Here is a 24426-nt window from a genome sequence, read left to right on the forward strand (position 1 = left end):
ACGTTTAACTCATGCGTGTAGACCGTTTCCTGAGCAACCTGCCGCGCTTCAACCGTAAGCAGGTGCGTCTGTTGCTGGTGGAAAAACGCGTGCGCATCGACGGAAAAGTCGTCAGCGATCCGCACAGCGAAGTGCTGGAATTCAGCCGTGTCGAAGTCGATGACGAGGTGCTGCAAGTCGGCAAACCTGCGCGCTACTTCATGCTGAACAAACCGCCCGGCTGCGTCAGCGCCACTCGCGATCCGCAACATCCGACCGTGCTCGACCTGATCCACGAGCCGGACAAGGACGACCTGCACATCGCCGGACGCCTGGACTTCAACACCACCGGCCTGATGATCATCACCAACGACGGCAGCTGGTCGCGACGCCTGACCCAACCGCAGACCAAACTGCCCAAGGTGTATTACGTCGAGACCGAACAGGAGATCGGCCCGGAGTATGCAGTCACCTTCAACGAAGGGCTGTACTTCGCTTTCGAAGACCTGACGACTCAGCCCGCCGAGCTGCTGCTGCTCGGGGCGAAGTCGGCGCGGCTGAGCATTGTCGAAGGCCGGTATCACCAGGTGAAGCGCATGTTCGGCCATTTCGACAACAAGGTGCTGCGCCTGCACCGCGAAAGCATGGGCCCGCTGCGACTCGATAACGCGCTAAAACCGGGCGAGTACCGCGCCTTGCGCACCGAAGAGATTCAATTGATCTAAGCAGGCGACCGCTCAGCAGAAGTTGTCGAACAATTTACCAATGACACTTGCGCGATGCCGTTGCCCCTGCTTGAATCAGGACGTCGGCCAGATTGTGACCGATGAGTCACAACATACTTCTAAGAAACTTTTTGCCGGCAGAGAACCCTCAGGTTCCGCCTTCCACCGGCAGACTGCCCGCCAATAATAAAACCCGTCGACCGGCCTTCAATGGATCGACATGGGCTCCAAATTCCAGGCGAATGCCTACCTGTCACAAAGCTCGTGCAATCTCATTTGCGCGCATACCCGCTTGCCCAGGAGTCTTATGACATGAGGCCAGAAATCGCTGTGCTGGATATACAGGGTCAGTATCGGGTTTACACGGAGTTCTATCGCGCAGACGCCGCAGAGAAGACCATTATTCTGGTCAACGGCTCGATGGCCACGACTGCGTCGTTTGCTCAGACCGTGAAAAACCTTCATCCGCAGTTCAACGTGGTGTGCTACGACCAGCCCTACGCGGGCAAGTCAAAAGCCCACAATAAGCATGAGAAATTGCTGACAAAGGAAGTCGAAGGCCAGATCCTGCTGGAGCTGATCGACCACTTCGCCGCCGAACACGTGCTGTCGTTTTCCTGGGGCGGCGCCGCCACCCTGGTCGCCCTCGCCCACCGGCCACGGCGCATCGAAAAAGCCGTGATCAGCTCGTTCTCCCCGGAGATCAACGAGCACATGCGCGACTACCTCGAACGCGGCGTCGACTACCTCGGCAGCCGTGACGGCGACCGGGTCGGCAACCTGGTCAACAGCACCATCGGCAAACACCTGCCATCGCTGTTCAAGCGCTTCAACTATCGCCATGTGAGCAACCTGGCCGAGCACGAATACGGGCAGATGCACTTCCACATCAGCGACCTGTTGCACAGCGATCGCCAGTGCTTCCTCAAGGCTGCCGAGAAAATCAACGTGCCAGTGCTGTTCATGAACGGCGAATGGGACGAATACACCGCCGCCGACGGCGCCCGGCTATTCGCCAACCACGTGCAACACGCCACTTTCAGCACCCTGCAAGCCACCGGGCACTTCCTCGACATGGAACACAAAGCCGCCTGCCGAGACAGCCAGAACGCACTGCTGGGCTTCCTGAAACCGACGCAACACACCAGCCGACCGCGTTACCACTACGTCCAGGAACACCATGCACTGGCAATCTGAAATAGAGTCATCGCGAGCAAGCCCACTCCTGCACTGCTAACGCAAACCTGTAGGAGCGAGGCTTGCCCGCGAATGGCCGTATTGTCGTTTCACCTGTGCTAAATGCAGCGCACATAAAGAAAAACTTCAAATCCATGCGTACATCTGGTACAAAGTCAGCCGCTCTGAGCGGGTGTCGTATAATGGCATTACTCCAGCTTCCCAAGCTGATAACGAGGGTTCGATTCCCTTCACCCGCTCCAATCGAATTTTGGTCTCACGTTGAGGTTTTTGACGGGGGATGTAGAGATAGAAAAAAACCGGTCCGATGTGGCCGGTTTTTTTATGTCTGGGATTTGAGCCAGGTGTGCGCTTCGCATCACCTCTGCAAAACACTGCAATACAGCAAACGCCTTATTTGTAGATATTCCGCGCCCTCCTCGGCAAGCCCTTCCTAGACTCGGTTGCAGGCACTTGCCCATTGATGCGAAAAAAAGGATCGGTGGTTATGGTGTTGATCAGACAAATCCAGTAGGTATAGTAACCACCTAAGCACACCACACGGAGGTGATGTGAATAGTCGATTTTTGATAAGCCAAATCGTTGCTGACGGCTGGTATCTGGTTCGAATCAGAGGCAGCCATCATCACTTCAAGCACCCGACCAAGCCGGGGCTGGTGACAGTTCCTCACCCGAAAAAGGACCTGCTCAAGAAAACGGCCATGAGTATTTTGCAACAGGCGCTGCTCTGACGAACTCAATGCTCGGCGTCTCAGGAGGACAAAGAACATGCTTTACCCAATTTCGATTTCAATGGGCGATGACGAACACGCCTGGGGTGTGGAAGTACCGGATATTCCTGGCTGCTTCTCTGCTGGTGAGGATCTGGATGATGCGATGGCCATGGCTCGCGAAGCCATTGAGGGCCATTTCGAAATTCTGGCTGAGGACGGTTCGCCGATTCCGCCTGCCAACAAAGTCACCTTACATGCTGCCAATCCGAAATATGCAGGCTGCACCTGGGCGCTGGTGGATATTGATGTCACCAAATATCTGGGCAAAGCACAGAAGCTGAACATCACACTGCCTGGCTACCTGCTCAACCGCATTGATGAGTACGTATTGCATCATCCGGAAGAGAAAAGCCGCTCGGGTTTTCTGGCTTCGGCAGCGCTGAAGGTTTTGCAGCAAGGTTGATGAATTTATTTTTGATAGTTCAACCGGTCCCTAGTGACCGGTTTTTTTTGATCGGGATTTAGAGAGGAGCTGATTGCGTCTTTTGAAGCAGCGAATCAACGCCAGCCAAATTGAGTGCCGGGAGCCCATTCTTCGGGCCTCGAATGAAGCCGATTTTCGAAAAAGCAACGTCCTACACTAGTCTAGGAATTGTCCGTAGACTTGCGGATTGCTGCGTTTTCACCATGAAGCCTATAGTCACCCAACGCCAAAATGGCGTGTCGGGTTTGGCGACTCGGCGACATGGTGCAGAAGCTTCCGGGCAATTTCGGAGCGCTTCTGGACGCACTTAGCTGCCTGTTTTTGGTAGCTGTGCGTGGGAGATCCTAGGATCTGCCGGTTTTACCATGTCCGGTTCGCCAACCCGCGTACAGCTGCCACCCATTTGTTTGGCGACAACTTGAGTGGCGATGTCTTACTACTACATGGTCATCACTTATGAACGAATACATGGCTCTAACCAGCAACGCCGACGATTTACCTTCCCTGTTCGTCAACACCACTCAACCGCTGCACTCATTGCTCAGCACGGCCAGTTACAGAATCCGGGCCGTGACGCAGCTCCTGGAAAACCTCGCGATGCGAGGTGATATCACGTCTGATTCGGTGGTCCTCAGCGACTTTGCATTGCTCTGCTGCGTGCCCTTGCGCGACGGTTGCGATGTGCTGGACGTGATCGCTCGACGCATGGATGCGGAATAGTTCTGACGGTTAGATCGGGCGCCTTTTGGGGCGCCCTTTTCGTACCTGTAGCAGCTGGCGAAGCCTGCGTTCGGCTGCGCAGCAGTCGTGAAATCAGGCGATGCGGTGTATCAGAAGGACCGCGAATTCAGGTTTTACGACTGCTGCGCAGCCGAACGCAGGCTTCGCCAGCTGCTACAAAGAGTGGGCTTGCCCTTGCTTACACATCCATAACGCACATCTCGTTCCCCCTCTGCGCCCAACCCGCTAGCATTCCCCCATCTACAACCACCCTCCCCCTGCGCGGCCATCAACGAATACGCGCCATCACTCTTCGAGGGAAACCAATCGGCCGCACCGCCGGTGCCGCCCGTGACGAACTCAATAGAGCAACGCGAACATGACGCAAAACATTTACGACGATCCTGAGTTTTTCCAGGGTTACAGCCAGATGGGCCGTTCTATCGGAGGTTTGGACGCCGCGCCTGAATGGCCTGCGCTTCAATCAATGCTGCCGCCGATGAAAGGCTTGAAGGTGGTGGACCTGGGCTGCGGCTATGGCTGGTTCAGCCGTTGGGCCAGTGAGCAAGGTGCCCACAGCGTGCTTGGTCTCGATGTGTCGGAGAAGATGCTGGAACAGGCGCGCAATACGACCTCCGCTATCAACATCCAATACGCCCGCGCCGACCTTGAACATCTCGACTTGCCTACCGGCAGTTTCGACCTTGCCTACAGCTCTTTGGCGCTGCATTACATCAAGGATCTGCCAGGCCTGTTCGCCAATATCCACGCAGCCCTGAAACCTAGTTCACGCTTTGTATTTTCCATCGAACACCCGATTTTCATGGCGCCGCGTAATCCCGGTTGGCTGATTGATGGCGAAGGTCGCAAGCGTTGGCCGCTGGACAGCTATCAGTTGGAAGGCGAGCGTGTGACGAATTGGCTGGCTGATGGGGTGATCAAGCAGCACCGCACGGTGGGGACTTTGCTGAATACGTTGATTGCAGCGGGATTCACGATTCGGCACGTCAATGAATGGGGGCCGAGTGACGCCGAGGTGGCAGCGCAGCCGGCTCTGGCGGAGGAGCGAGAGCGGCCGATGATGATGTTGGTGGCGGTGGGACGTTGATACTTAAATAGAACGAACACTGATGACTCTGTGGCAGGAGAGCACGCTCCCTCGCCACAGGTTCGGTGTCACATTCAGCGTTACCGCGTCGCGACAATGAACAACCGTGGAAACGGCAACAGCACCGTCCCATCCTCCAGCGCCGGATAAGCCTGTTCGACCGCCGCCAGATACCGCTTCAAATATTCCGCCCGCTCACCCTCATCCAGCGGATCCAGAAACGGCCGCAACCCACTCCCTTTGAACCACTCCACCACACCCGACGCCCCACCCGCCAGCGGATGATGGTAAGTCGTGCGCCACACATCAACCCGCTTACAGTGCGGCCGCAGCATCGAGTAGTAATCGCTGGCACTCGCCATTTCTGTCCGTTGCCCGGCGGCGTCCGCCAGTTTGCTGGCCCAGGGACCATTGGCGGCGATTTCACGCATCAGGCGATGGGACGGCTCGTTGAGGTTGTCCGGCATCTGGATCGCCAGGCTGCCGCCCTTGGTCAGCCGCGATGCGAGCGACGGCAGCAACGTCGCGTGATCAGGCAGCCACTGCAACACCGCGTTGGCGAATATCACGTCGAACGGGCCGCTATCGTTCCAGGTACCAATGTCAACGGTGTCGAACTTCACTTGCGGCAGACGCTTGCGGGCGGCTTCGATCATGTCGGGCGAACTGTCCACGCCGCGCACCCATGCATTGTCGAAACGCTCTACCAACAATTCCGTGGAGTTGCCGGGGCCACAGCCGATGTCGATGGCGGAGCGCGCATCCACCGGCGGGATCGCCGCGAGCAGATCCCGAGCCGGGCGAGTGCGTTCATCTTCAAAAGCGACGTATTGCTTGGCGGACCAACTCATTGCGTTCTCCTGTCGAAGGGTTGCCCTGGCCTGGGCCGGCAACCGGTTCGCTACGATACTCCGCCCGGTGCGCCAGCCCAATCCGACTTATGGCGATCGCAGAGGATATGCCACGCGGTTTTTATCGCTGATTCATTGCAAGACATAACCCAATCGACCGTTCGTCGAGAGAACAGTAAAGCAATTTTGACAGCCTGCATATCGCACCTATAGTCCTTATCGCGGCCAGTCGGAAGGAACCCGACCTGTTAATTTGCACGCAAGGAGCAAGGCCAACTCGTGCCTCGTGCATGGTGGGTTCCGCCCGTAGTGTTTCAGCAACGGCCGCAAGGCAAGCAAGCGTTGTCATGTCTGGAAAATTGCCAGGCACTCACTATGAACAAGGAGCTTTACCATGTCTCGATTCACGGATGTGCTGGTCACGATCGATACCGAAACCATTCTGAAAAACTACCCGAACATCAGTAAAGACCCCGCCAGGCCAACGATGATCGACGTTAATCATGTGTACATGGTGACCAACCGGGACAACGTGATCAATGGCCAGGCCGGTGGCGAACTCAATGTCAGAGCCAGCGTGGGCGATATGATTCGCTGGCGTGAAACCAGCCTGTCGCAGAGCTTCGAGAAGGCTGTGATTTTCTACAAGTTCATTGGCAACAACGGCAACGAGTTGATCACCCCGCCTTCGCCACGCAAGGCTACGGCCTGCGTCGCCGTCCCTAACACCAGCAACCCATCGGTGCCGAGCTGCCAGAAAGTCGATAACCATTACTGGTCTTCGGAAACCCTGTCGTGCGGTAGCGTGACCTATCACTTCCATTTCCTGATCGTCGATCGCGACTGCAAAATCGTCGGCTGCTGCTCGTGGGATCCGTTCATTACCATCACCAATTGACGAAGGCTGGTCCCTTGGCAGCAAGGGACTTACCCCGTTCGTTGCCGTTTCGGCAGGAACAGGATGTCTTGCATGAACCGAAGCGGCTTCCGTGTTGTGCCAACATCATGAAAGGAATCCATGATGACTTCCGAACCGATCAAATCGCCCTCTTCCAGCGTCGCGACCGCCAACAATGTATTGCTGATCGTCGATGCCGAATCGCTGCTGGCAAAGTACCCGACACCGAGTCTTGAGGCTGAAAATCCGACGTCTGTCAGCGACGGATTCATCTTCGCCGTTGTCGGCAAAGACCCCAAGAAACCTGTTATAAATGACAGCTTATTGAAATTAACTGTCAGCAATGGAAAAACCTTTCACATTCGCGGCCGCACCGTGAGTTTGCTCGCTGAAAACAACGTGGTGTTCTACGACATGACCGTGGGCGATACCCAAGTACTCTCCCTGCCGACACTGGTTGTACACACCGGCCTCACTGTCCCGGCGCCCAACCCGACCAACCCGACCCAACCGGGCAGTCACCAGGCCGATGATCACTATTGGGAGTGTTCGCAACTCACTGCCGGCGTAGCCACCTGTGAGTTGAGCTTCATGTTGGTTAACCAGCGATGTGAAGCGGTGGGGTATTTCAGTTGGGCGGTTGAGGTGGAGCTTTCTGCTTGAGCGGATCCCATAAAAAAACCGACCTCAAGGACCGGTTTTTTTAGGTTCCGTGTTACTCGTAATAGCCAACTGTCTTTTTCAAATCATCCGAATAGTTGTAGATATCGTCTATCGAACTGATGGGATGTCGGGTTTCATTTTTCTCTTGGTCGAAGATCCCGATGTATTTCTGTGAGCGATTAAAATGCAGACGACAAATCGGCTTGCGGTTGTTGTCGTCAAGCAAAATGCCGAAGTAACTCTGTGTGTCGCGCTGAACAATCCGCTTGGCATCGACAACTGAACGAACCACGGCGCGAACGATGTGATAACCCTCCAGCTCCTCCAGAGTCGTAATAATCTTGTCCTCTGACTGATCTCGAACATCTGGCTGTTCAGCAACACCAGCGGGAACAGGTAGAGAAGCCAGGGTTGGTTGAATAGCTCCGCTCATAGCCGACTTGAGCCGTTCATTGATCTGGTCATTAAGGAACTGCACCACTGCCTTTCTCGTCAGCTCGTGGAACTGTTCACGGACTTTTTGCGTAATGACCCCGTCGTACACGCGTGACGCGAAAACTTTGACGAAGTCGTCATCCGGTTTGCTGACCTGCGACGCAATGATCTTCTTGATTTGGCTGACGTACTTTAATTCGCCTGCGGCGCTGATGATCGAATCGACGTCGAACGCGGACTTGGTGAGCTTGATCAGTTCGGGAACGGAGTATTCATCGATTTCCAGTAAATCAAGTTCAAGGAATGGCTTCTCGTCCATCTTGTTCGGCGCATCCAGGTCGGTGAAGAATTTGTAGACTTGGCCGTTGGTCAGGATGGAGATTCGAGCGCTGGTGACATGGAAATAGCGGAAGAGTTGAGAGGCATGATTGATGTGCAGTGGTTCGCCGATCTTTTTGCATTCGATCAGAATCTGGACCTCACCGCCTTTCATGATCGCGTAGTCAATTTTTTCTCCCTTTTTCGTTCCGATATCGCAAACGAATTCCGGGGTCACTTCGGTCGGATCGAAAACATCATAGCCGAGCACGGTACTGATAAAGGGCATGACAAAGGCGTTCTTGGTCGCCTCTTCCGTCTTGATTGCAGCACTTTGTAAACGAACTTTGGCGGCTAGACTTGTTAACTTTTCAAAGAATTCCATGAGTGGCCTCTAACTTGGTTTCGATCCGAGTGTTTGCATGCTGGCGATTTGACTGCCATTGATACTAGACACAAACCGGCACAAAGAAAGAAACCGACCAGGAATGGGGAATTGAACCGTTTTCTAGGGTCCTTAGCCAGAGAGTAATTCGCTACAGATCGCCAAGATCGCAGCCTTCGGCAGCTCCTGCGTTTAGCGCATTCCATCGGAGCTGCCGAAGGCTGCGATGTTTTAGCGCGTCCCCACATCACTCGTAAAAAAAGAAATTCCAACACGCCGTCGCTGTCTGAATTTCAGGCGCATCCCTATAAGGAACACGGCAATGAAATTCGCAAAAATCTCGCAGAAACTCGCGCTGTGGGCCGGCAGTCCCACGACGTTTATGGTCGCTATCATTCTGATTGCTGTGTGGGGGTTAACCGGGCCGATTTTTGGTTACAACGACACCTGGCAACTGATCATCAACACTTCCACCACCATCATCACCTTCCTGATGGTGTTCCTGATCCAGAACACCCAGAACCGCGATACGGATATTTTGCATTTGAAGATTGATGAGTTGCTGCGGGTGACCAAGGAGGCTCAAAACGCGATGCTGGGGCTGGAGTCGCTGGATCTGAAGCAGTTGGAAGAGTTGAGGAAGCAGTACCGCAAGATCGGCGAAGGCGAGACGATTTCCATGGACGTCGCCCCCAGCGGCGACAAGCCAAAATCAAACCTGGATCAATGCTGAAAACCTCTGCGGGTGACCTCGGTCACCCGCGCTGCATAGGGGCTAGCGGCTGGCTTGCAGGGCCTTGGCCATCTGCAGGTGGTTTTGCAGTTTTGGCAAGGTTTCTTCGGCGAACGCCTTGATTTCCGGGACGTCGGTGGTCTTCGCTTCTTGCTCGATCTGCGCGATGGCCTGCTGGGTGGTTTGCACCTGGCTGGCGGCGTAGGCCTGGTCGAAGGTCGGGCCGTCCTTGACTTCCGGGATCATGGTTTTGGACTTGTCGATCACTTCTTCACGAGGTGCCACCGGCAGGTCGAGCTTCTTGGCGATCTTCGCCAGATGCTGGTTGGCGGTGGTCAGATCGTTGATGACGACGACCGTGTAGTCCTTGACCTCTTTGGATTCGGTTTTCTGGTGCGCCAGGCGACTGGCTTCGATGTCGGCCATGCCTTTGGCGGAGGCATCGTTGATGAAGTCGGCGGGCGACTGGGCAAAGGCGCTGCTGGCGCACAGGCCCAGCAACGTGGCAAAACTGGCATTGCGTATACGGGTGGCCATCCGGCTCATGGTCGCGCCCTCCATTCGAAAAAATTCAAACGGGAGCTTTCGCTCCCGCCTCTCAATCAAAACTACCTTATCCACTACTTGGATTTCTGACCACCTTTGCGGCCCATATCGGGTTTCGCAGGGTCTTTGTCAACAGTCGTGGTGGTAGTTTTCCCACCTTTGCGACCGGCTTCAGACGCCTTCGTTCGATCGTTGGCAAAGTTTCCCGAGTTCGAGTTTCTTGAGTTAGGCATGATTCTCTTCCTCTTGGTGTTGATCGCGGCGAGCACACGCCCGCATAGGATCAGAATTCCGATCAGGCCAAAGGTTTAGAAAAAATCGGGGAAATTGCGACGAACGGTGGTGAAAACTCAGGCTTCAAGCGGCCGGTGACGCAGGCGTTTGACCGCGTACATCGCCTCGTCGGCGTAGCGAAACAACTGCTTTTCTTCCGTGCCGTGCTCAGGATAGAGCGCCGCACCGATGCTCGGTTCGATGTTCAGGCTGTGGCCATCCAGGCGCAGGGGTTGTACCAACACTTGTCGGATTTTTCCGGCGACGCTGTCGGCGTCTTCGGCGGCGTGGATGCTGTGCAGCAGCACCACGAACTCATCGCCGCCGATGCGCGCCACGGTGTCGCTCTCGCGCACGCAGCCCTTGAGCCGATTGGCCACCGCTTGCAGCAACATGTCGCCGACCGCATGGCCGTGGGTGTCGTTGACCTGTTTGAAACGGTCGAGATCAACGTACAACAGCGCCATCCGCCCGCCCTCGGAGCGAGCTTTCGCCAGCGACGATTTGAGCCGCTCGCGGAGCAATTCGCGATTGGGCAGTTGGGTGAGTTGATCGTATTGGGCCATGTGTTGCAGCCGCGCGTGCAGCTGCTTGCGCTCGATGGCGGTCGCGACCTGGGCGCAGACGTATTGCAGCAGCTCTTTGTCCTGCTCGGTGTAGCGCTCGCCGCCGGCCTCGCTTTTGACGATCAGCGCACCGATGGTGCCGTTCTGCGAGTTCAGCGGCACGCCGAGCCAGCACGGGGAATCCTGCCCCGCCACCAGCGCCTTGAAGCCTTCGGGTAGCGCGTCCTGGTCCGGGGTCAGCAAGATCGGCTGGCCACTGCGAACGACCTCGGCGCACAGGCGTCCGGTCACCGTGCCGGGCAGTTCGGGTTGATGTTCACGGTCGTCGATGTGATAGGGAAAGTTCAGCTGCGCGCAGTGCTCGTCGTACAGCGCCACGGAAAAATTCAGCGCCGGCAGCCATTCACCGATGATCGTGTGGATGCGTTTGAACAGCGCCAGCAAATCTTCCGCCGCATGGGCCGCTTCGGAGATCGCATACAACGCCGCTTGTCGCGACTCGGCCTGTTTGCGTTCGGTGATGTCCCGGGCCACGGCGATGCGCAGTTGATCGACTTCCGACCAACGCGCCGACCAAAGGATGTGCACCACCCGGCCGTCCTTGCGCAGATAGCGGTTTTCGAAGTTGAGCTTGGGCTCGCCGTCCATGATTTCCCGCGCGGCATCGAGGGTGCGCTGGCGGTCGGCGGGGTGTACCAGGTCGATCATCGCTTGGCCGACCAACTCATCCGGGGTGTAGCCGAAAACACGCTCGCAAGCCGCGCTGACAAATACGAAGCGACCCTGTTTATCCACCGCACAAACGGCGTCCAGCAACAGGTCGATGTAGCTCGCCAAAGGCGCGGAATTTCGGGTGGTCATGGTGCAGGCGAGTGTCCGGACAATGCAGCAATAAAAAAACCATCCTTGAACGGTGCCGCTGACGCATCCCCGCGATCAGCCTCAAGCCTTGTTCGTGACCAACCCCGGCAATGCATGGGCCAGGGCGTTGATGGCGAAACCGATAAACATTACCCCGCACAGCCGAGTGATCAACAGTTCATGGCGTTGATACACGGTGCGCACCTGCCGCGCACCGACAATACCAATGAGAATAGCGTACGCCAGCAATCCGCCCACAAAGCTCAGGGCAATCAGCCAAGGTAGCATCGACCAATGGAGCAATTCGGCGCGGCTGGACAGCAACGCGGTGAACGTCGCCACGGCCACCGGGTAGGCTTTCGGATTGGTCAGGCCGAACAGGATGCCGTGCCAGAACGGCTGCCGCGCCGGCCCTTGCGGGGTTTCAGCGCTGCTGCGGCGAGCGCGAATCGCCCGCACACCGAGCCAGAACAGATAGAGCCCGCTGAGCACGCCCAACACATCGAACGCCGTGCTGCCGATTTCCCGGGCGCCGACAATCGCGATCAGCGCGGTGCTGCACCAGACCACGTCCCCGAGCAAATGCCCGCACAGGAACCCCGCCCCCGCCCGTCGACCACGGGCCGCGCCAATCCCGAACACCGCCAGCACGCCCGGGCCGGGGGTGATGCCGTAGATAAAACCGGAGGCGAGAACGGCCATTAGTAGCGATGGGGTCATGGGGAAGTCCTGTTTGGGGCGATGGGTCGCAAGTTTATCTCAGGTCCTGGCGATCAACTGACTGATCGTCGAAGAACTTCATGCCGGCGTACGGCCGTTGCCGACAGGCTTGCAGGCGCGACGCCAGGTCACCGACATGGGCTTCGAGCTTGTGGCCGTCCGGATCGAGGAAGTAAAACGACGCGCCTTCGCTGCGGTTGTCGCGCCATTCCTGCACACCGGCAGATCGCAGGTTTTCAACGAACACGGGAAAGTCCGCAGCGCTGACAGTGAAGGCGTAATGGGTGTAGTCGGCGGCAGGTTCGGATTTTCGCAGTGGATCGAAGGAAAGGCACAACCACAGGCCCGGCAGCGAAAGATAGGCGCCGGTGTCCCAGGTCGCGTCGAGGCGCAGCTGCAACAGGCCTTGATAGAACGCGACGCTGCGATTCAGGTCGGTGACGGCGAAGGTCAGGTGGTTGAGGCCGGTGAGCATGGGTGATTAACCTTTGAGCGCTTCGGGCACGACGTATTGTTTACCGTCGTAATTCAGGATGACCCGTGTTGTTTTCAACTTTTTGGCCTTGTCCTGGCACTCTTTGCCCACCAGAAAGCGTTGGGTCACTGTCACGGTAGAGCTGACAACAAGATCCGCAAAGCCGTTGTGATGGGTGTTGCCGATATCGACGGTTCTTTCGGTTCGCTCGCCCTGTCCCGCACAGTTGCCATCCCACTCGCCCCGCCCCGTCGTCATCACCAACCCTTCCAACACCGGGCGCAAGGTAGCGCCGTCGCGCAGATACAGCGCCAGTTGATTCGTGTAGTAAGAATTGATACTTGATCTGGTTTCAAAACGTGAGCGGATGCCGAACGCGCGAGCGTCCGGCGTCAACTTGTAGCGTGCCGTATCAATGGTCAGGCCTTGATACGCCACGGCGTCCGAAGAGTAGGCGTCTTTTTTACGGTAGCTGGCCAGGGGTTTCGCGCTGGACGAACGGATGAGCGCCAACGCCAGATCGACGTTTCCGACATCGCCGTTGCCGTCGGGAGAATCCGGCTTGAACGTCGTCGTGGCGACAATGGTCTGGTCGTCATACGCCGGCCAGACTTTGCAAAGGGTGACCGACTGCGCGTCTGAGGAGGCTTCTTCGCAACCCGCTTGCGCCTGACTGGCCGCCGCGATGAGGCCGAGGACGATGAGTGAGTTCAGTAGCTTCTTAACGGTCATCATGTTCTTCCCTGATCGATGCGCAGTCTTTAAACGCCCTTGAAATCGCCTGGCAAAACATAGTTTTTACCGTCGTACCGAAGCGTCGTCTGCACCGGCTTGGCGGTCACGGAGTTGGATTCACACGCCTCTCCTTCACCCTTGCCAACCGTGCTCATGGACACTGTTTTGACGATCAGGTCCGCGTAGCCGTGGGAACTGGTCTTGCCGATTTCCAGGGTTCGGGTGATTTCATAACGCTCGCCGGCACAATTGCCATCCCATTCACCGCCGTACTGATAGGTGATGAGTCGATCCATGACCGGACGCAGCGTGTTGTCCTCTTTGACGTAGAGCGAGAGCAATGTTTCATCCATTGGATTGACGCGTGACGAGCCCTTGAACGTGGCGCGCACGCCGAACGCTCGCAGGTCGGGTGTGAGCTTGTAACGCGCCGTATCGAGTTGCAGGTCTTCGAAGGCAATGGCATCCGACTCAAAAGCCGATGACTTGTGATACGTCGCCAACGGCTTCGAATCACCCGCAGAGACAACGGCCAGATCGAGATCGTATTTGCCCTCAGGCCCGGAACCGCTTGCCGAAAAACCCGACTCGAACTGCGAAATCGCCGTAATCGCCAACCCCGGATAAGCCGGCCAGTCTTTGCAGACCGAATAGCCGAAATCGCCATAAAACGGCGGCTTCTCACACGCGGCAAACGCCTGCGACGTCATCACCAAACCGCACAGCGCGGTAAACCCCATCCAGCCAGACTTCAATGTCATTCCCTGTTCCTTGTGTGATTCAAACCAGTCAAATTCTGCCGCGCACTATCCTCGGTGCGCGGCGTCCGCTCAACAAATTGTTGCCGCCCATCAATTAAGCCATAACACAACCTGTAGCAGCTGGCGAAGCCTGCGTTCGGCTGCGCAGCAGTCGTGAAATCAGCCAACGCGGTGATGCAGGTAGACCGCGTGCTCAGGTTTCACGACTGCTGCGCAGCCGAACGCAGGCTTCGCCAGCTGCTACAAGGCGCGGGTTTGCCGGAAGTTAATTAATGACTGGCTTTATCCCCTGCTCAATCCGCCCATTCAACCAATTCAACGCTTGATCCCCGCCGCGCCGTTTATGCCAGACCAGCACAAAGGTAAACGAAGGAATATGAAACGGTGGCGGGACAACAATCAGCGATTGCTCATCAACATCGCGCAACCCACGCGAGGCCACGGTCAGGATCAAATCCGTGCCGCTGATGAACTCCGGCGCAACGCTCCAGTGCGGCAGGCTGATCGCCACGCGACGGCGTTCGCGCAGGGCCGTCAGTGCCCGCTCGATTTCCGGGGTGCCGCTGCCGCGCATTTCCAGCAGGACGTGGGGACGGGCCAGGTAGGTCGGTAGATCGAGCGTGCCGTCGGCGGGCAGGCTGTGGCGGTCGACCAGGCAGGCGTAGTGCTCCTCGAACAATGGCGTGCTGCGCAGTTCATTGGGTAATTCTGGAAACACCCCCGCCGCGACGTCGATATCGCCGTTGAGCACGCCATCGAGCATGCCTTCGCGGCTGGCGTGGCTGATTTGCAGGTCGATGCCCGGCGCTTCCCGGCGCAAGGTGCGGATCAGCCCCGGCAGGACGATGGCTGCGCCGTAGTCGGACATCGCCAGGCGAAAGGTGCGTTTGGCGGTGGCCGGGTCGAAGGTGTTGGGTGCCAGCAGCGATTGCACCTGGGCCAGGGCTTCGGCCAACGGTGCGATCAACTCCAGCGCTCTTGGCGTCGGCACGAGCGTGGCGCCGGCGCGCACCAATAACGGGTCGCCGAGCAGATCGCGCAAGCGTCCCAACGCATGGCTGACCGCCGGTTGACTCAAGTGCAGACGCTCGGCGGCACGGGTCACGTGTTGCTCGCTGAGCAAGGCGTCGAGGATCACCAGCAGGTTGAGGTCGATGCGTCGTAGATCATTCATCTGCTGCATGTTCTGCATAGCGAATTGGAATTTAAATTTGCGCGGCGAATACCCTAGAGTCCAGCAAAACCTGTTGGAGTCATGAACATGAGTACGTTGCAGTGGGCCGGTCTGTTGCTGCTGGCAGTGATTGCCGGGGCGGTGGTGCCGTTTCAGAGTGCGATCAATGCCAACCTGAGTCGGGGCCTCGGGCATCCGTTATGGGCGACGCTGGCCTCGTTGCTGGTGAGTTTGCTGGTGCTGCTGCCGATCATCCTCGCCCTGCGTTTGCCGCTGCCGTCTTTGGCGTTTATCAGCAAAGCGCCGTTGTGGATGTGGGCCGGTGGCGTGTTCGGCGTGTGCTTTGTGGCGCTGGCGGTGATGTTGCTGCCGAAACTCGGTGCGTCGGGATTTGTGGTGCTGGCGCTGACCGGGCAAGTGATTGCCTCGATGGTGCTCGACCATTTCGGGTTGTTCGGACTGGTGGAGCGGCAGTTGACCTTGCCCCGGGTGTTTGGCGCGGTGTTGTTGGTGGCGGGGGTGGTGTTGATTCAGTTCAGTGGTGCATCGGGTAAAGCGTTGATTGCGACTTCTTGAAAATCAAAAGATCGCAGGCTGCGCCAGCGCCTACGGGGATGCGTGGTCCCTGTCGGCGTTGGGGCAGCCTGCGTTCTTTTAAAACTTGTCGAGGGTGCGCAGTTTCTGCGGCAGGCCCCACATCAGCAGCGCTGCAGCGATCAACGCCGCGACACCGATGACGTACAGCGCCGGGGTGGTGCTGCCGGTCAGGTCCTTGATTCGCCCCACCATCACCGGGCTGACGATGCCGCCAAACTGGCCGAGGGTGTTGATCACGGCAATCCCGCCCGCTGCACCAGCGCCAGCACCGGCCAGCAGTTTCGGTGGCAGGGTCCAGAAGCTCGGGATGCAGGCGATGATCCCGGCACCGAGCAAGCCCAGCGCGACGATCAGGAAGGTCGTGTGGTTGGCGAAGATCCCGGCGCAGAAGAACCCGACCGCGCCCAGCGTCACCAGGCCGGCGACAAACTTGCGGCGTTCACCGGTGGAGTCAGACAAGCGCCCGATCACCACCATGCTGATCGCTCCGCAGATGTAGGGAATGGCGGTTAGCAGGCCGATCATCACCGGGCTTTCAGTCCCCGCGCTGCGGATCAATTGCGGCGCCCAGAAATTCAAGCCGTAGGACGCGACCTGGATCAGGAAGTAGATCAGGCCCAAGGTCAGAAACCCCGGAATCTTCAACGCCGCGAGCAGCGAGCCGCCACCCTTGTGCGGTTCGTGATGAGCGATGCGACTGGCCAACAACGTCTTCTCCGAAGCGGTCAGCCAATGGGCGTCTTCGATGCGGTCCTTGAGCAACTTCAGCACCAGAAAGCCGAGAACGATGCAGGGCACGCCGCCGAGCAGGAACAGCCAGTGCCAGCCGCGCATGTCCATCACGCCGTCGAGGTGTTGCAGCACCAGACCGGAGAACGGTGCGCCAACCAGACCGGCAAACGCCGACGACAGAAACAGCATCGAAGTGATGCGCCCGCGATAGTGCTGCGGGAACCACAGCGTCAGGTAATACAGGACGCCCGGGGCGAAACCGGCCTCCATCGCGCCGATGACAAAGCGCAATGCGTAGAACTGCCATTCGCTGTTGACGAAGACCATGGCGGCGGTGGCGACGCCCCAGGACATCATGATCCGGGCGATCCAGCGCCGTGCGCCGACCTTGTACAGCATCATGTTGCTCGGCACTTCGAACAGCACGTAACCGACCACGAACAACCCGGCACCGAGGCCATAGGCGGTGTCGCTCAGGCTCAGGTCGGTCTGCAGCTGGAACTTGGCGAAGCTGATGTTGATGCGGTCGAAAAACGCGAACAGGTAGCAAACCATGATCAGCGGCATCAGACGCCAGGCGACCTTGCTGACCAGGGCTTTTTCGACATCGTGGCTAACGGACGGGCTCGCGCCCGCCTCCAGTACGTTGAGGCTCATGGGGTTTCTCCAGGCGGACTGCCCGTGGGTGTCCGATTGTTTTTGTTGTCTGGGTGAGGTGCTTGAAATGCTTTTTTTACTGTGGGAGCGGGGTGTGTCAGGACGGGCTCGGGTGCAGATCGCAATTGCGTCCGGCCTTGGCCAGTTGGCCGGGCACTTCGTGGCCCAGCAGTGCCGGCAAGCTTCGGGACAGTTTCAGCAGCAGCGGCAGATCGATGCCGGTGTGGATGCCGATTTCATCGCACAGATTGACCAGGTCTTCGGTGCAGATATTGCCCGAGGCGCCCGGGGCAAACGGGCAACCACCGAGCCCGCCGAGTGCGGCGTCGAAGCGTCGGGCACCGGCCTCGTAGGCGGCCAGCACGTTGCACAAACCGAGGCCACGGGTGTTGTGGAAATGCAGGGTCAGGTCCGCGGGCGAAACTCGCTGCAACACCCGGCGAACCAGTCGATCCACCTGTCGTGGATTGGCCATGCCGGTGGTGTCGGCCAGGGTGATGCCCTGAATGCCGAGTTCCTGATAGGCCTCGACGATTTGCAGCACCCGGTCCTCATCGATCTTGCCTTCGAACGGGCAGCCAAACGTGGTGGCGATGCTGCCGTTGAGCCGCACCTGGGTGCCGCCGACGTAGTGCACGATCTCGCCGAATGCGGCCAATGAGTCTTCACACCGCATGCGCATGTTCGCCAGGTTGTGGGTCTGGCTGGCGGACATCACCAGGTTCAGCTCATCAGCCCTCGTCGCCAATGCACGTTGCGCGCCTTTGAGGTTAGGGATCAACGCGACGTAAATCACATAAGGCTGCCGGGTGATGCCCTTGAACACCAACTCACCGTCGCGCAACGCTGGAATGGCTTTCGGCGAGACAAACGAGCCGGCCTCGATGCGGCTGAATCCGGCCATCGAAAGCTGATCGATCAGCGCAATCTTGTCGACGGTTTCGACCCAGGTCGGCTCGATCTGCAAACCGTCCCGAGGCGAGACTTCCTGCACGATCAGCGTCTGGGAAAAGTCAGTGATCATTGCACCACCCCTTCGGCTTTCAGCCGTTCAATGTCGGAACCGGTCAGGCCCAGCCCGGCAAGAATGCCGTCGGTGTGCTGGCCCAGTTGCGGCCCGGACCAGTTCACGCCACCGGGGGTTTCGGAGAGTTTCGGCACGATGCCCGGCATCTTCACCGTGGCGCCGCCGGGCAGTTCGGCGTTGAGCAGCATGTCCCGCGCCTGATAGTGCGGATCGGCGACGATGTCGGCCACCGAATAGATGCGCCCGGCCGGGACTTCGGCGGCTTCCAGTGCGGCCAGCACGTCATCGATGGGCAGGCTGCTGGTCCAGTGAGTAATCGCGGCGTCGAGCACATTGCTTTTCAAGGCGCGACCGTCGTTGTGAGCGAATTCCGGTGCCTCGGCGAGATCACTGCGACCAATCACGCTCATCAAGCGCTTGTAGATCGGGTCGCTGTTGCCGGCGATCACGACATAAGCGCCATCGGCGGTCAGGTAGGTGTTGGACGGTGCAATGCCCGGTAGAGCGCCGCCGCTGCGTTCGCGGATATGGCCCTGCATGTCGTATTCCGGCACCAGGCTTTCCATCACGTTGAACACGCTTTCGGCCAGGGATACATCGACCACTTGCCCGCCGCCCTGCCCGGTCTTGACCCGCAGCAACGACATCAGCGCGCCGATCACCGCGTGCAACGACGCCAGGGAATCGCCGAGGCTGACCCCGACCCGTGCCGGTGGTGAACCGGGGGTGCCGGTGGTGTAGCGAATCCCGCCCATGGCCTCGCCGATGGCGCCGAAACCCGGACGGTCACGGTACGGGCCGGTCTGGCCATAACCGGAGATGCGCACCAGGGTCAGGTTCGGGTTGAGGGCGTGCAGCACGTCCCAGCCCAGGCCGAGTTTTTCCAGGGCACCGGGGCGCAGGTTTTCGATCAGCACGTCGGCGCTGGTCGCCAGTTGCTTGACCAGTTCAATGCCTTCAGGGGATTTGAGATTGAGCGCCAGGGACTTCTTGTTGCGCGATTGCAGGTACCACCACAGCGAGGTGCCCTCGTGCAGTTTTCGCCATTTGCGCAGGGGATCGCCCTGGCCCATGGCTTCGATCTTGATCACCTCGGCGCCGAACTCGGCGAGCATGCGCGCGGCAAACGGCGCGGCGATCAGCGTGCCGATCTCGATTACCTTGATTGCACTCAGGGGGGCAGTCATCGCGGGGTACCTCTGTTGTTCTTGGAATATGAGCCAAGGCTAGAGGACCGAGGGGACAGGAATCCAACCTTCAGTTGGCAACGGGCGTTCGTGAAACGCGAACGGTCAGGGAGATTGTCGCTGTCCTTGTAGGAGCGAGGCTTGCCCGCGAAGAGGCCGGCCCATCCAACAAAGATCTATCAGGCATGCCCGCGCAACTGCTCAAACAACATCCGGCTCACCGGCGACAACCCCGCTTCATCGCGCACCACCAGAATCAGCGCCCGATCCGACCAGTCATCGGTCAACGGCACCGCATGCAACCCCAGCGCCCGGCCAAACAGTTCATAGGCTTTTTGCGGCAGGATGCCGATGCCCATGTTGGCCTGGACCATCCGGCACATCGCATCGAACCCCGGCACATGAATCCGCAGCCGCAACACTTTGCCGGCCTTGCGCGCGGCGGCGTGGGTGCGCATGTTGATCGAACTGGCGGCATGCAGGCCGACGTAATCGCTGCCCAGGGTATCGGCGAACGCCAGGGTTTCGCGGCTGGCCAAGGGATGATCCGGCGGCATCAACACCACCAGTTTGTCCTGGCGATAGAGCACGCTGTGCAGGCCTTTGACGTCGCTGTCGCTGGAACAGATTCCAAGGTCCGCCACGCCATCCAGCACGCCTTGAATCACCCCACTGCTGGGCCGTTCTTCGAGGTCAGTCTTGACCTGGGGATGACGCTCGGAAAAGTCGCGCAGGTCTTCGGGCAGGAACTGAATGATCGCCGACAGATTGGCCAGCATCCGCACGTAGCCGCGAATCCCATGGCTGTGCTCCCCCAGTTCCAGCCCCATTTTCTCGACGTTGAACAGCATCTGCCGGGCATGGTGCAACAGGGTTTCCCCGGCCGGCGTCAGGGTCATGCCCTTGGCCTGGCGCACAAACAGACTAATCCCGAACGCTTCCTCCAGCTCCATCAAGCGCTTGCTGGCCGCCGACACCGCGATCGCTTCTCGCGTGGCAGCACGGGTCAGCGTGCCCTCTTCGTGGACAGCGACGAACAGCTGGAGGGTGATCAAGTCGAGGCGGCGGATCAGGCTTTTTTGCAGCATGGTGGGCTCGATGGCAAGTTCGGCTGAGTCGGCAGGATAGCCCGGTTTTGGCCCACAGCATCACAAGACACCGTCCTACACATAAATCTCTTGTAACACTCAAACATGCAGGAATCGGCCGATTCAACGCCTGCGCCACACTCCGTAAAATCTCGATACACAAGGACAGCGACACCCACTCAAGGAGAGACACACCTGTATGGACCAGACCGCAAACACCTTCACCAACTATCGAAAACTGATCGCCCTGGCCGATCACGACTGGGAAACCGCCGAAGCCGGGAAAGTCGCGGGGCTCAACGTCGATATCCGCAGCGCCAACCGCATGGTCGATCAATACGGACGGGCCTTTCATCACTTCTGCACCACCTCTTACCTGGGCCTGGATCACCACCCCGACCTGCTCAAAGGCGCCATGAGCACCTTGTGGGAAACCGGCACCCTGCGCGTCGCCAATTCGAAAAACCGCTGCAAACTGGCGATCCTGGAGCAGTACGAAAGCGAATTGTCCGACTTGTTCGGCGCCCGATGCCTCAGCACCTTGTCGTGCAGCGCGGCGAGTGCCGGGATCCTGCCGTTACTGGCCAGCGGCGTGTTCACCGAAAACCGCCCGCCGGTGATGGTGTTCGACCGCTTGGCGCATTACTCGATGAACCACCTCAAAGCCGCGTGCGCGGACGAAACCAAAGTGGTGACCTGTCCGCATAACGACATGGATTTCCTCGAACAGCAGTGTCAGCAGAACGGCACGGTCGCGTATATCGCCGACGGCGCCTACAGCATGGGCGGGGTCGCGGACATGGCGAGTCTGTTGTACCTGAAAGAGCGCTATGGGCTGTTTCTGTACCTGGACGATTCCCATGCCCTCTCCGCCGTCGGCACAGGCGGCGCCGGCCTGGTACGCCCCAGATTGCAGGCCCTGGAAGATGACTGCCTGATCGTCGCCTCCCTGGCCAAATCGTTTGGCGCCAGCGGTGGCCTGGTGATGCTCGGCAGTGAACGGCAGCAGAAGCTTGTCCAGCGTTACGGCGGGCCGAGCAACTGGTCGCAAAGCCTGAACAGTGCGGCCATCGGTGCAGGCCGTGCCTCGATCAAGCTGCACCGCACCGCGGAATTCGCCGCATTGCAGGAAAAACTTCAGGTTAATATCCAGCTCTTTGACAGCTTGATCAGCACCGAACAACACGGCAGTAACATGGCGATTCGCCTGATCCGTTGCGGCGAAGCGGCGCTGGCCAACAGCTTGGCGACGGAGTTGGCCAACCTCGGTTTCTTCACCTCGGCGGTGTTTTTTCCGGTGGTCGCGCAAGGTCAGGCGGCCATCCGGATTACCTTGCGGGCCGACATGGAGCCCGGGTTGATCCGCCACTTTTGTGAACTCATCAGCGAACTGTTGCGTACTCACGGCCGGGATGTCGGCAGTTAAAACCCAGGGAAGACTCCATGAAGAACAGCACCACCCTCCTCGTCACCTGCAGCACGGTTTTCCTCGCGCAATTGGGCATGAGCATTTACCTGCCGGCATTGCCGGAGATTGCCCGGTATCTCTCGGCCGATGCGTCGCAGGTGTCGTGGGGGTTGGCGGTGTACCTGATTGGCATGGCGCTGCCGATGCTGTTCTGGGGCAGCCTGGGCCAGCGCATCGGACGTAAACCGGTGTTGCTCGCGGCGCTTGGCATCTATGGGTTGGGCAATCTCGCCCTGCCCCTGGGCCAGACGCTGGAATCGTTTCTGTTCTTCCGCTTGCTCCAGGGCATTGGTGCCAGCGGGATTTCGGTGATGGCGCGGGTGCTGATCCGCGACAGCTTTCGCGGTGACCTGCTGGCCAAGGCGCTGTCGTGGATTTCGATTTCCTTTGTAGTGGCGTTGGGCATCGGCCAATACCTGGGGTCGATCATTCAGGTGGCGCTGGGCTGGCCGGCGATCTTTTACCTGCTGGGTGGTGTAAGTCTGCTGATGGCCGTGATCGTGGCGCGGGTCGCGTTCCCGGTACTGACTGACGAACTCCGCCCGTCCTCCAGTTGGCCAAGCTACTGGCGCATCCTGCGTCATCGAGCGTTTCTGCTGCCGGCCCTCGCAGGAGGTCTGGGTTACGGGGTGATCATCGCGTTCAATACGGCGGCGCCCTTGATTCTGCAGGGACCGTTCAACTGGTCGGCCGTGGAATATGGGCTGTTGGGATGGCCGATCAGTGCGGCGTATTTTCTTGGGGCGCTGGGGGTCAATCGCTTTGTGCTGCGCACCGGCCAGCATTGGCTGATGACGCTGGGTGTCGGCCTGGTGCTGGCCGGCAGTGGGGTGATGTTGCTGGGGAGTGTGGCGGGGACTTCGGTGGCGTTGCTGTTCTGGCTGCCCTACTGCTTTGCGGTATTCGGCCAGTCGTTGAATTATCCGATCAGCCTGTCGCTGGCCAATGAGGGTTCGCCGGTCAGCGGTGCTTATGCGATGGCGTTGAGCGGTTTTATTCACCAGATGATGGCCGCCGTGATTGGCGGCATTGCCAGCCTGATCGCCAGTCAGCAGGCCTGGCCGTTGTCCTTGTTGTGCGTGTTGCTGGCCCTTAGCGCGATGCTCTGCGTGAGGTTCGCGCCGGGCCGCAAGACGGCTTAGAACGCGCTGCGGAAAATCTCCTCGATCTGCCGCTGATCCGCCGCGCGCGGGTTGGTCAAGCCACAGGCATCTTTCAACGCATTGACGGCGAGGATCGGGATGTCGTTGAGCTTGGCGCCGAGGTCGCGCAGACCGCCGGGGATCTCCACGTCTTTGGCCAGGCTGCGAATCGCGGCGATGGCGGCTTGCGCGCCCTCTTCCGGGCTGAAGCCGCGAATGTCGGCGCCCATGGCGAGGGCCACGTCGGTCAGGCGATCGGCGCACACCAGTGCGTTGAAACTTTGCACGTGGGGCAACAACACCGCGTTGCACACGCCGTGGGGCAAGTCGTAGAAACCGCCCAACTGGTGGGCCATCGCGTGCACATAACCGAGGGACGCGTTGTTGAACGCCATGCCGGCGAGGAACTGCGCATACGCCATGTTTTCCCGGGCGGCCATGTCGCTGCCATCACGCACGGCCAGGCGCAGGTTGTTGCTGATCAGGGTGATGGCCTTCAGCGCACAGGCGTCGGTGATCGGGTTGGCGGCAGTGGAGACATAGGCTTCGATGGCGTGGGTCAGTGCGTCCATGCCGGTGGCGGCGGTCAGGCTCTTGGGCATGGCGACCATCAGCGCCGGGTCGTTGACCGACAGCAGCGGCGTGACGTTGCGATCGACGATGGCCATTTTCACGTGGCGTGATTCATCGGTAATGATGCAGAAGCGGGTCATTTCACTGGCGGTGCCGGCGGTGGTGTTGATGGCGATCAGCGGCAGTTGTGGCTTCTCGGATTGATCGACGCCTTCGTAGTCGCGGATCTGCCCGCCGTTAGTCGCGCACAGGGCGATGCCTTTGGCGCAGTCGTGGGGCGAACCGCCGCCCAGGGACACCACGAAATCACAGCGACTTTCCTTGAGCAGGCCCAGGCCGCGCTCGACATTGGCGATACTCGGGTTCGGCTTGGCGCCGTCGAAAATCACCGAATCGATGTCCCGCATCGCCAGCTTCTCGGCAATCATCGCCGCCACGCCGGCCTTGGCCAGCCCGACGTCAGTGACGATCAGCGCTTTGCGAAAACCGTACTTGCCGATGGCGTCCATGGCTTCGTCGAGGCAACCGCTGCCCATGATGTTCACGGCGGGGATGAAAAACGTACTGCTCATGAGCGAATCTCCTGGCGAGGGGCCGAATCGACAGCGCCGATTCAGCGGATGTGCACAGGATCG

At 58.9% G+C, this 24426-nt stretch carries 27 protein-coding genes and 1 tRNA gene; 13 read left to right on the top strand and 15 right to left on the bottom strand.

All coding sequences use genetic code 11. The features are described 5' to 3' along the window. Positions 1-11 precede the first annotated feature (11 nt). The 7 genes from HKK53_RS13385 to HKK53_RS13415 all read left to right on the top strand — a co-directional run bounded on the left by HKK53_RS13385 (position 12) and on the right by HKK53_RS13415 (position 4926). Positions 12-704, top strand: coding sequence for a pseudouridine synthase (locus HKK53_RS13385; RefSeq protein WP_169371210.1), 693 nt, complete (start codon positions 12-14; stop codon positions 702-704). 312 nt (positions 705-1016) lie between these two features. Next, entirely contained in the window at positions 1017-1901 is an 885-nt protein-coding gene (locus tag HKK53_RS13390; RefSeq protein WP_169371211.1) for an alpha/beta fold hydrolase, read from the top strand. Between the two features lie 168 nt (positions 1902-2069). Further along, positions 2070-2143: transfer RNA gene (locus HKK53_RS13395), tRNA-Gly, on the top strand. 309 nt (positions 2144-2452) lie between these two features. After that, on the top strand, positions 2453-2632 hold the full coding sequence (locus tag HKK53_RS13400) for a type II toxin-antitoxin system HicA family toxin (protein WP_169371212.1): 180 nt from the start codon (positions 2453-2455) through the stop codon (positions 2630-2632). Between the two features lie 37 nt (positions 2633-2669). Then, positions 2670-3077: a type II toxin-antitoxin system HicB family antitoxin gene (locus HKK53_RS13405; protein ID WP_169371213.1), complete on the top strand. Its 408-nt coding sequence runs from the start codon at positions 2670-2672 to the stop codon at positions 3075-3077. Positions 3078-3554: 477 nt separating this feature from the next. After that, positions 3555-3818, top strand: a complete 264-nt coding sequence (locus tag HKK53_RS13410) for a short-chain dehydrogenase (protein WP_123507545.1) — start codon at positions 3555-3557, stop codon at positions 3816-3818. A 379-nt stretch (positions 3819-4197) separates the two neighbouring features. After that, a complete protein-coding gene (locus HKK53_RS13415; RefSeq protein WP_169371214.1) occupies positions 4198-4926 on the top strand; it encodes a class I SAM-dependent methyltransferase in 729 nt (242 codons plus the stop codon). 80 nt (positions 4927-5006) lie between these two features. Here the strand turns inward: HKK53_RS13415 and tam are convergent, their stop codons facing one another. Continuing rightward, on the bottom strand, positions 5007-5777 hold the full coding sequence (gene tam, locus HKK53_RS13420) for a trans-aconitate 2-methyltransferase (RefSeq protein WP_169371215.1): 771 nt from the start codon (positions 5775-5777) through the stop codon (positions 5007-5009). A 394-nt stretch (positions 5778-6171) separates the two neighbouring features. Here tam and HKK53_RS13425 point away from each other — a divergent pair, with 394 nt between their 5' ends. Both HKK53_RS13425 and HKK53_RS13430 read left to right on the top strand, forming a co-directional pair. Further along, positions 6172-6675, top strand: a complete 504-nt coding sequence (locus HKK53_RS13425) for an inclusion body family protein (protein ID WP_169371216.1) — start codon at positions 6172-6174, stop codon at positions 6673-6675. A gap of 123 nt (positions 6676-6798) precedes the next feature. Next, positions 6799-7338 carry an AidA/PixA family protein gene (locus HKK53_RS13430; RefSeq protein WP_169371217.1) on the top strand — a complete coding sequence of 180 codons (540 nt, stop codon included), beginning with the start codon at positions 6799-6801 and terminating at the stop codon, positions 7336-7338. Positions 7339-7390: 52 nt separating this feature from the next. Here the strand turns inward: HKK53_RS13430 and HKK53_RS13435 are convergent, their stop codons facing one another. Beyond that, positions 7391-8476, bottom strand: a complete 1086-nt coding sequence (locus tag HKK53_RS13435; protein ID WP_169371218.1) for a type I restriction endonuclease — start codon at positions 8474-8476, stop codon at positions 7391-7393. Positions 8477-8798: 322 nt separating this feature from the next. Between HKK53_RS13435 and HKK53_RS13440 the strand changes: the two genes are divergently transcribed. Beyond that, positions 8799-9209, top strand: a complete 411-nt coding sequence (locus HKK53_RS13440; RefSeq protein ID WP_169371219.1) for a low affinity iron permease family protein — start codon at positions 8799-8801, stop codon at positions 9207-9209. Positions 9210-9251: 42 nt separating this feature from the next. On the opposite strand, the gene HKK53_RS13445 is transcribed toward HKK53_RS13440, so the two are convergent. The 8 genes from HKK53_RS13445 to HKK53_RS13480 form a co-directional block, all read right to left on the bottom strand. Beyond that, the gene (locus HKK53_RS13445) at positions 9252-9755 is read right to left on the bottom strand and encodes a DUF4142 domain-containing protein (RefSeq protein WP_133837416.1); all 504 of its coding nucleotides are present in this window, start codon (positions 9753-9755) and stop codon (positions 9252-9254) included. A gap of 74 nt (positions 9756-9829) precedes the next feature. Beyond that, positions 9830-9988, bottom strand: a complete 159-nt coding sequence (locus tag HKK53_RS13450; RefSeq protein ID WP_010462447.1) for a KGG domain-containing protein — start codon at positions 9986-9988, stop codon at positions 9830-9832. A gap of 117 nt (positions 9989-10105) precedes the next feature. Continuing rightward, on the bottom strand, positions 10106-11455 hold the full coding sequence (locus HKK53_RS13455) for a sensor domain-containing protein (RefSeq protein ID WP_169371220.1): 1350 nt from the start codon (positions 11453-11455) through the stop codon (positions 10106-10108). Positions 11456-11536: 81 nt separating this feature from the next. Then, positions 11537-12175: a LysE family translocator gene (locus HKK53_RS13460; protein WP_169371221.1), complete on the bottom strand. Its 639-nt coding sequence runs from the start codon at positions 12173-12175 to the stop codon at positions 11537-11539. A 34-nt stretch (positions 12176-12209) separates the two neighbouring features. After that, positions 12210-12650, bottom strand: a complete 441-nt coding sequence (gene fos / locus HKK53_RS13465) for a fosfomycin resistance glutathione transferase (RefSeq protein WP_169371222.1) — start codon at positions 12648-12650, stop codon at positions 12210-12212. Between the two features lie 6 nt (positions 12651-12656). After that, entirely contained in the window at positions 12657-13382 is a 726-nt protein-coding gene (locus HKK53_RS13470) for a hypothetical protein (RefSeq protein ID WP_237150782.1), read from the bottom strand. 29 nt (positions 13383-13411) lie between these two features. Further along, positions 13412-14146 (bottom strand): hypothetical protein, encoded by a 735-nt coding sequence (locus tag HKK53_RS13475; protein ID WP_169371224.1) that lies wholly within the window; start codon positions 14144-14146, stop codon positions 13412-13414. Between the two features lie 265 nt (positions 14147-14411). Then, positions 14412-15329: a LysR family transcriptional regulator gene (locus HKK53_RS13480; protein ID WP_169371225.1), complete on the bottom strand. Its 918-nt coding sequence runs from the start codon at positions 15327-15329 to the stop codon at positions 14412-14414. Between the two features lie 78 nt (positions 15330-15407). Here HKK53_RS13480 and HKK53_RS13485 point away from each other — a divergent pair, with 78 nt between their 5' ends. Then, the gene (locus HKK53_RS13485) at positions 15408-15896 is read left to right on the top strand and encodes a DMT family transporter (protein WP_169371226.1); all 489 of its coding nucleotides are present in this window, start codon (positions 15408-15410) and stop codon (positions 15894-15896) included. Positions 15897-15974: 78 nt separating this feature from the next. Here HKK53_RS13485 and HKK53_RS13490 read toward each other — a convergent pair whose 3' ends face one another. The 4 genes from HKK53_RS13490 to HKK53_RS13505 form a co-directional block, all read right to left on the bottom strand. Further along, positions 15975-17306 carry an MFS transporter gene (locus HKK53_RS13490; protein ID WP_169371227.1) on the bottom strand — a complete coding sequence of 444 codons (1332 nt, stop codon included), beginning with the start codon at positions 17304-17306 and terminating at the stop codon, positions 15975-15977. Positions 17307-17403: 97 nt separating this feature from the next. Continuing rightward, positions 17404-18330, bottom strand: a complete 927-nt coding sequence (locus HKK53_RS13495; RefSeq protein ID WP_169371228.1) for a hydroxymethylglutaryl-CoA lyase — start codon at positions 18328-18330, stop codon at positions 17404-17406. Further along, complete coding sequence (locus HKK53_RS13500) at positions 18327-19520, bottom strand: CaiB/BaiF CoA transferase family protein (RefSeq protein ID WP_169371229.1); 1194 nt, start codon at positions 19518-19520, stop codon at positions 18327-18329. The genes HKK53_RS13495 and HKK53_RS13500 overlap by 4 nt, the downstream gene beginning before the upstream one ends. A 179-nt stretch (positions 19521-19699) precedes the next feature. Then, the gene (locus HKK53_RS13505) at positions 19700-20608 is read right to left on the bottom strand and encodes a LysR family transcriptional regulator (RefSeq protein WP_169371230.1); all 909 of its coding nucleotides are present in this window, start codon (positions 20606-20608) and stop codon (positions 19700-19702) included. 199 nt (positions 20609-20807) lie between these two features. On the opposite strand from HKK53_RS13505, the gene HKK53_RS13510 reads away from it, so the two are divergent. Further along, positions 20808-22034, top strand: a complete 1227-nt coding sequence (locus HKK53_RS13510) for an aminotransferase class I/II-fold pyridoxal phosphate-dependent enzyme (RefSeq protein WP_169371231.1) — start codon at positions 20808-20810, stop codon at positions 22032-22034. Positions 22035-22051: 17 nt separating this feature from the next. After that, complete coding sequence (locus HKK53_RS13515; RefSeq protein WP_169371232.1) at positions 22052-23218, top strand: MFS transporter; 1167 nt, start codon at positions 22052-22054, stop codon at positions 23216-23218. On the opposite strand, the gene yiaY is transcribed toward HKK53_RS13515, so the two are convergent. Further along, complete coding sequence (gene yiaY, locus HKK53_RS13520) at positions 23215-24363, bottom strand: L-threonine dehydrogenase (protein ID WP_169371233.1); 1149 nt, start codon at positions 24361-24363, stop codon at positions 23215-23217. The two genes, HKK53_RS13515 and yiaY, sit on opposite strands and share 4 nt — an antisense overlap. Between the last annotated feature and the right edge of the window lie 63 nt (positions 24364-24426).

It is taken from the genome of Pseudomonas sp. ADAK7, assembly GCF_012935675.1.
Classification (GTDB): domain Bacteria; phylum Pseudomonadota; class Gammaproteobacteria; order Pseudomonadales; family Pseudomonadaceae; genus Aquipseudomonas.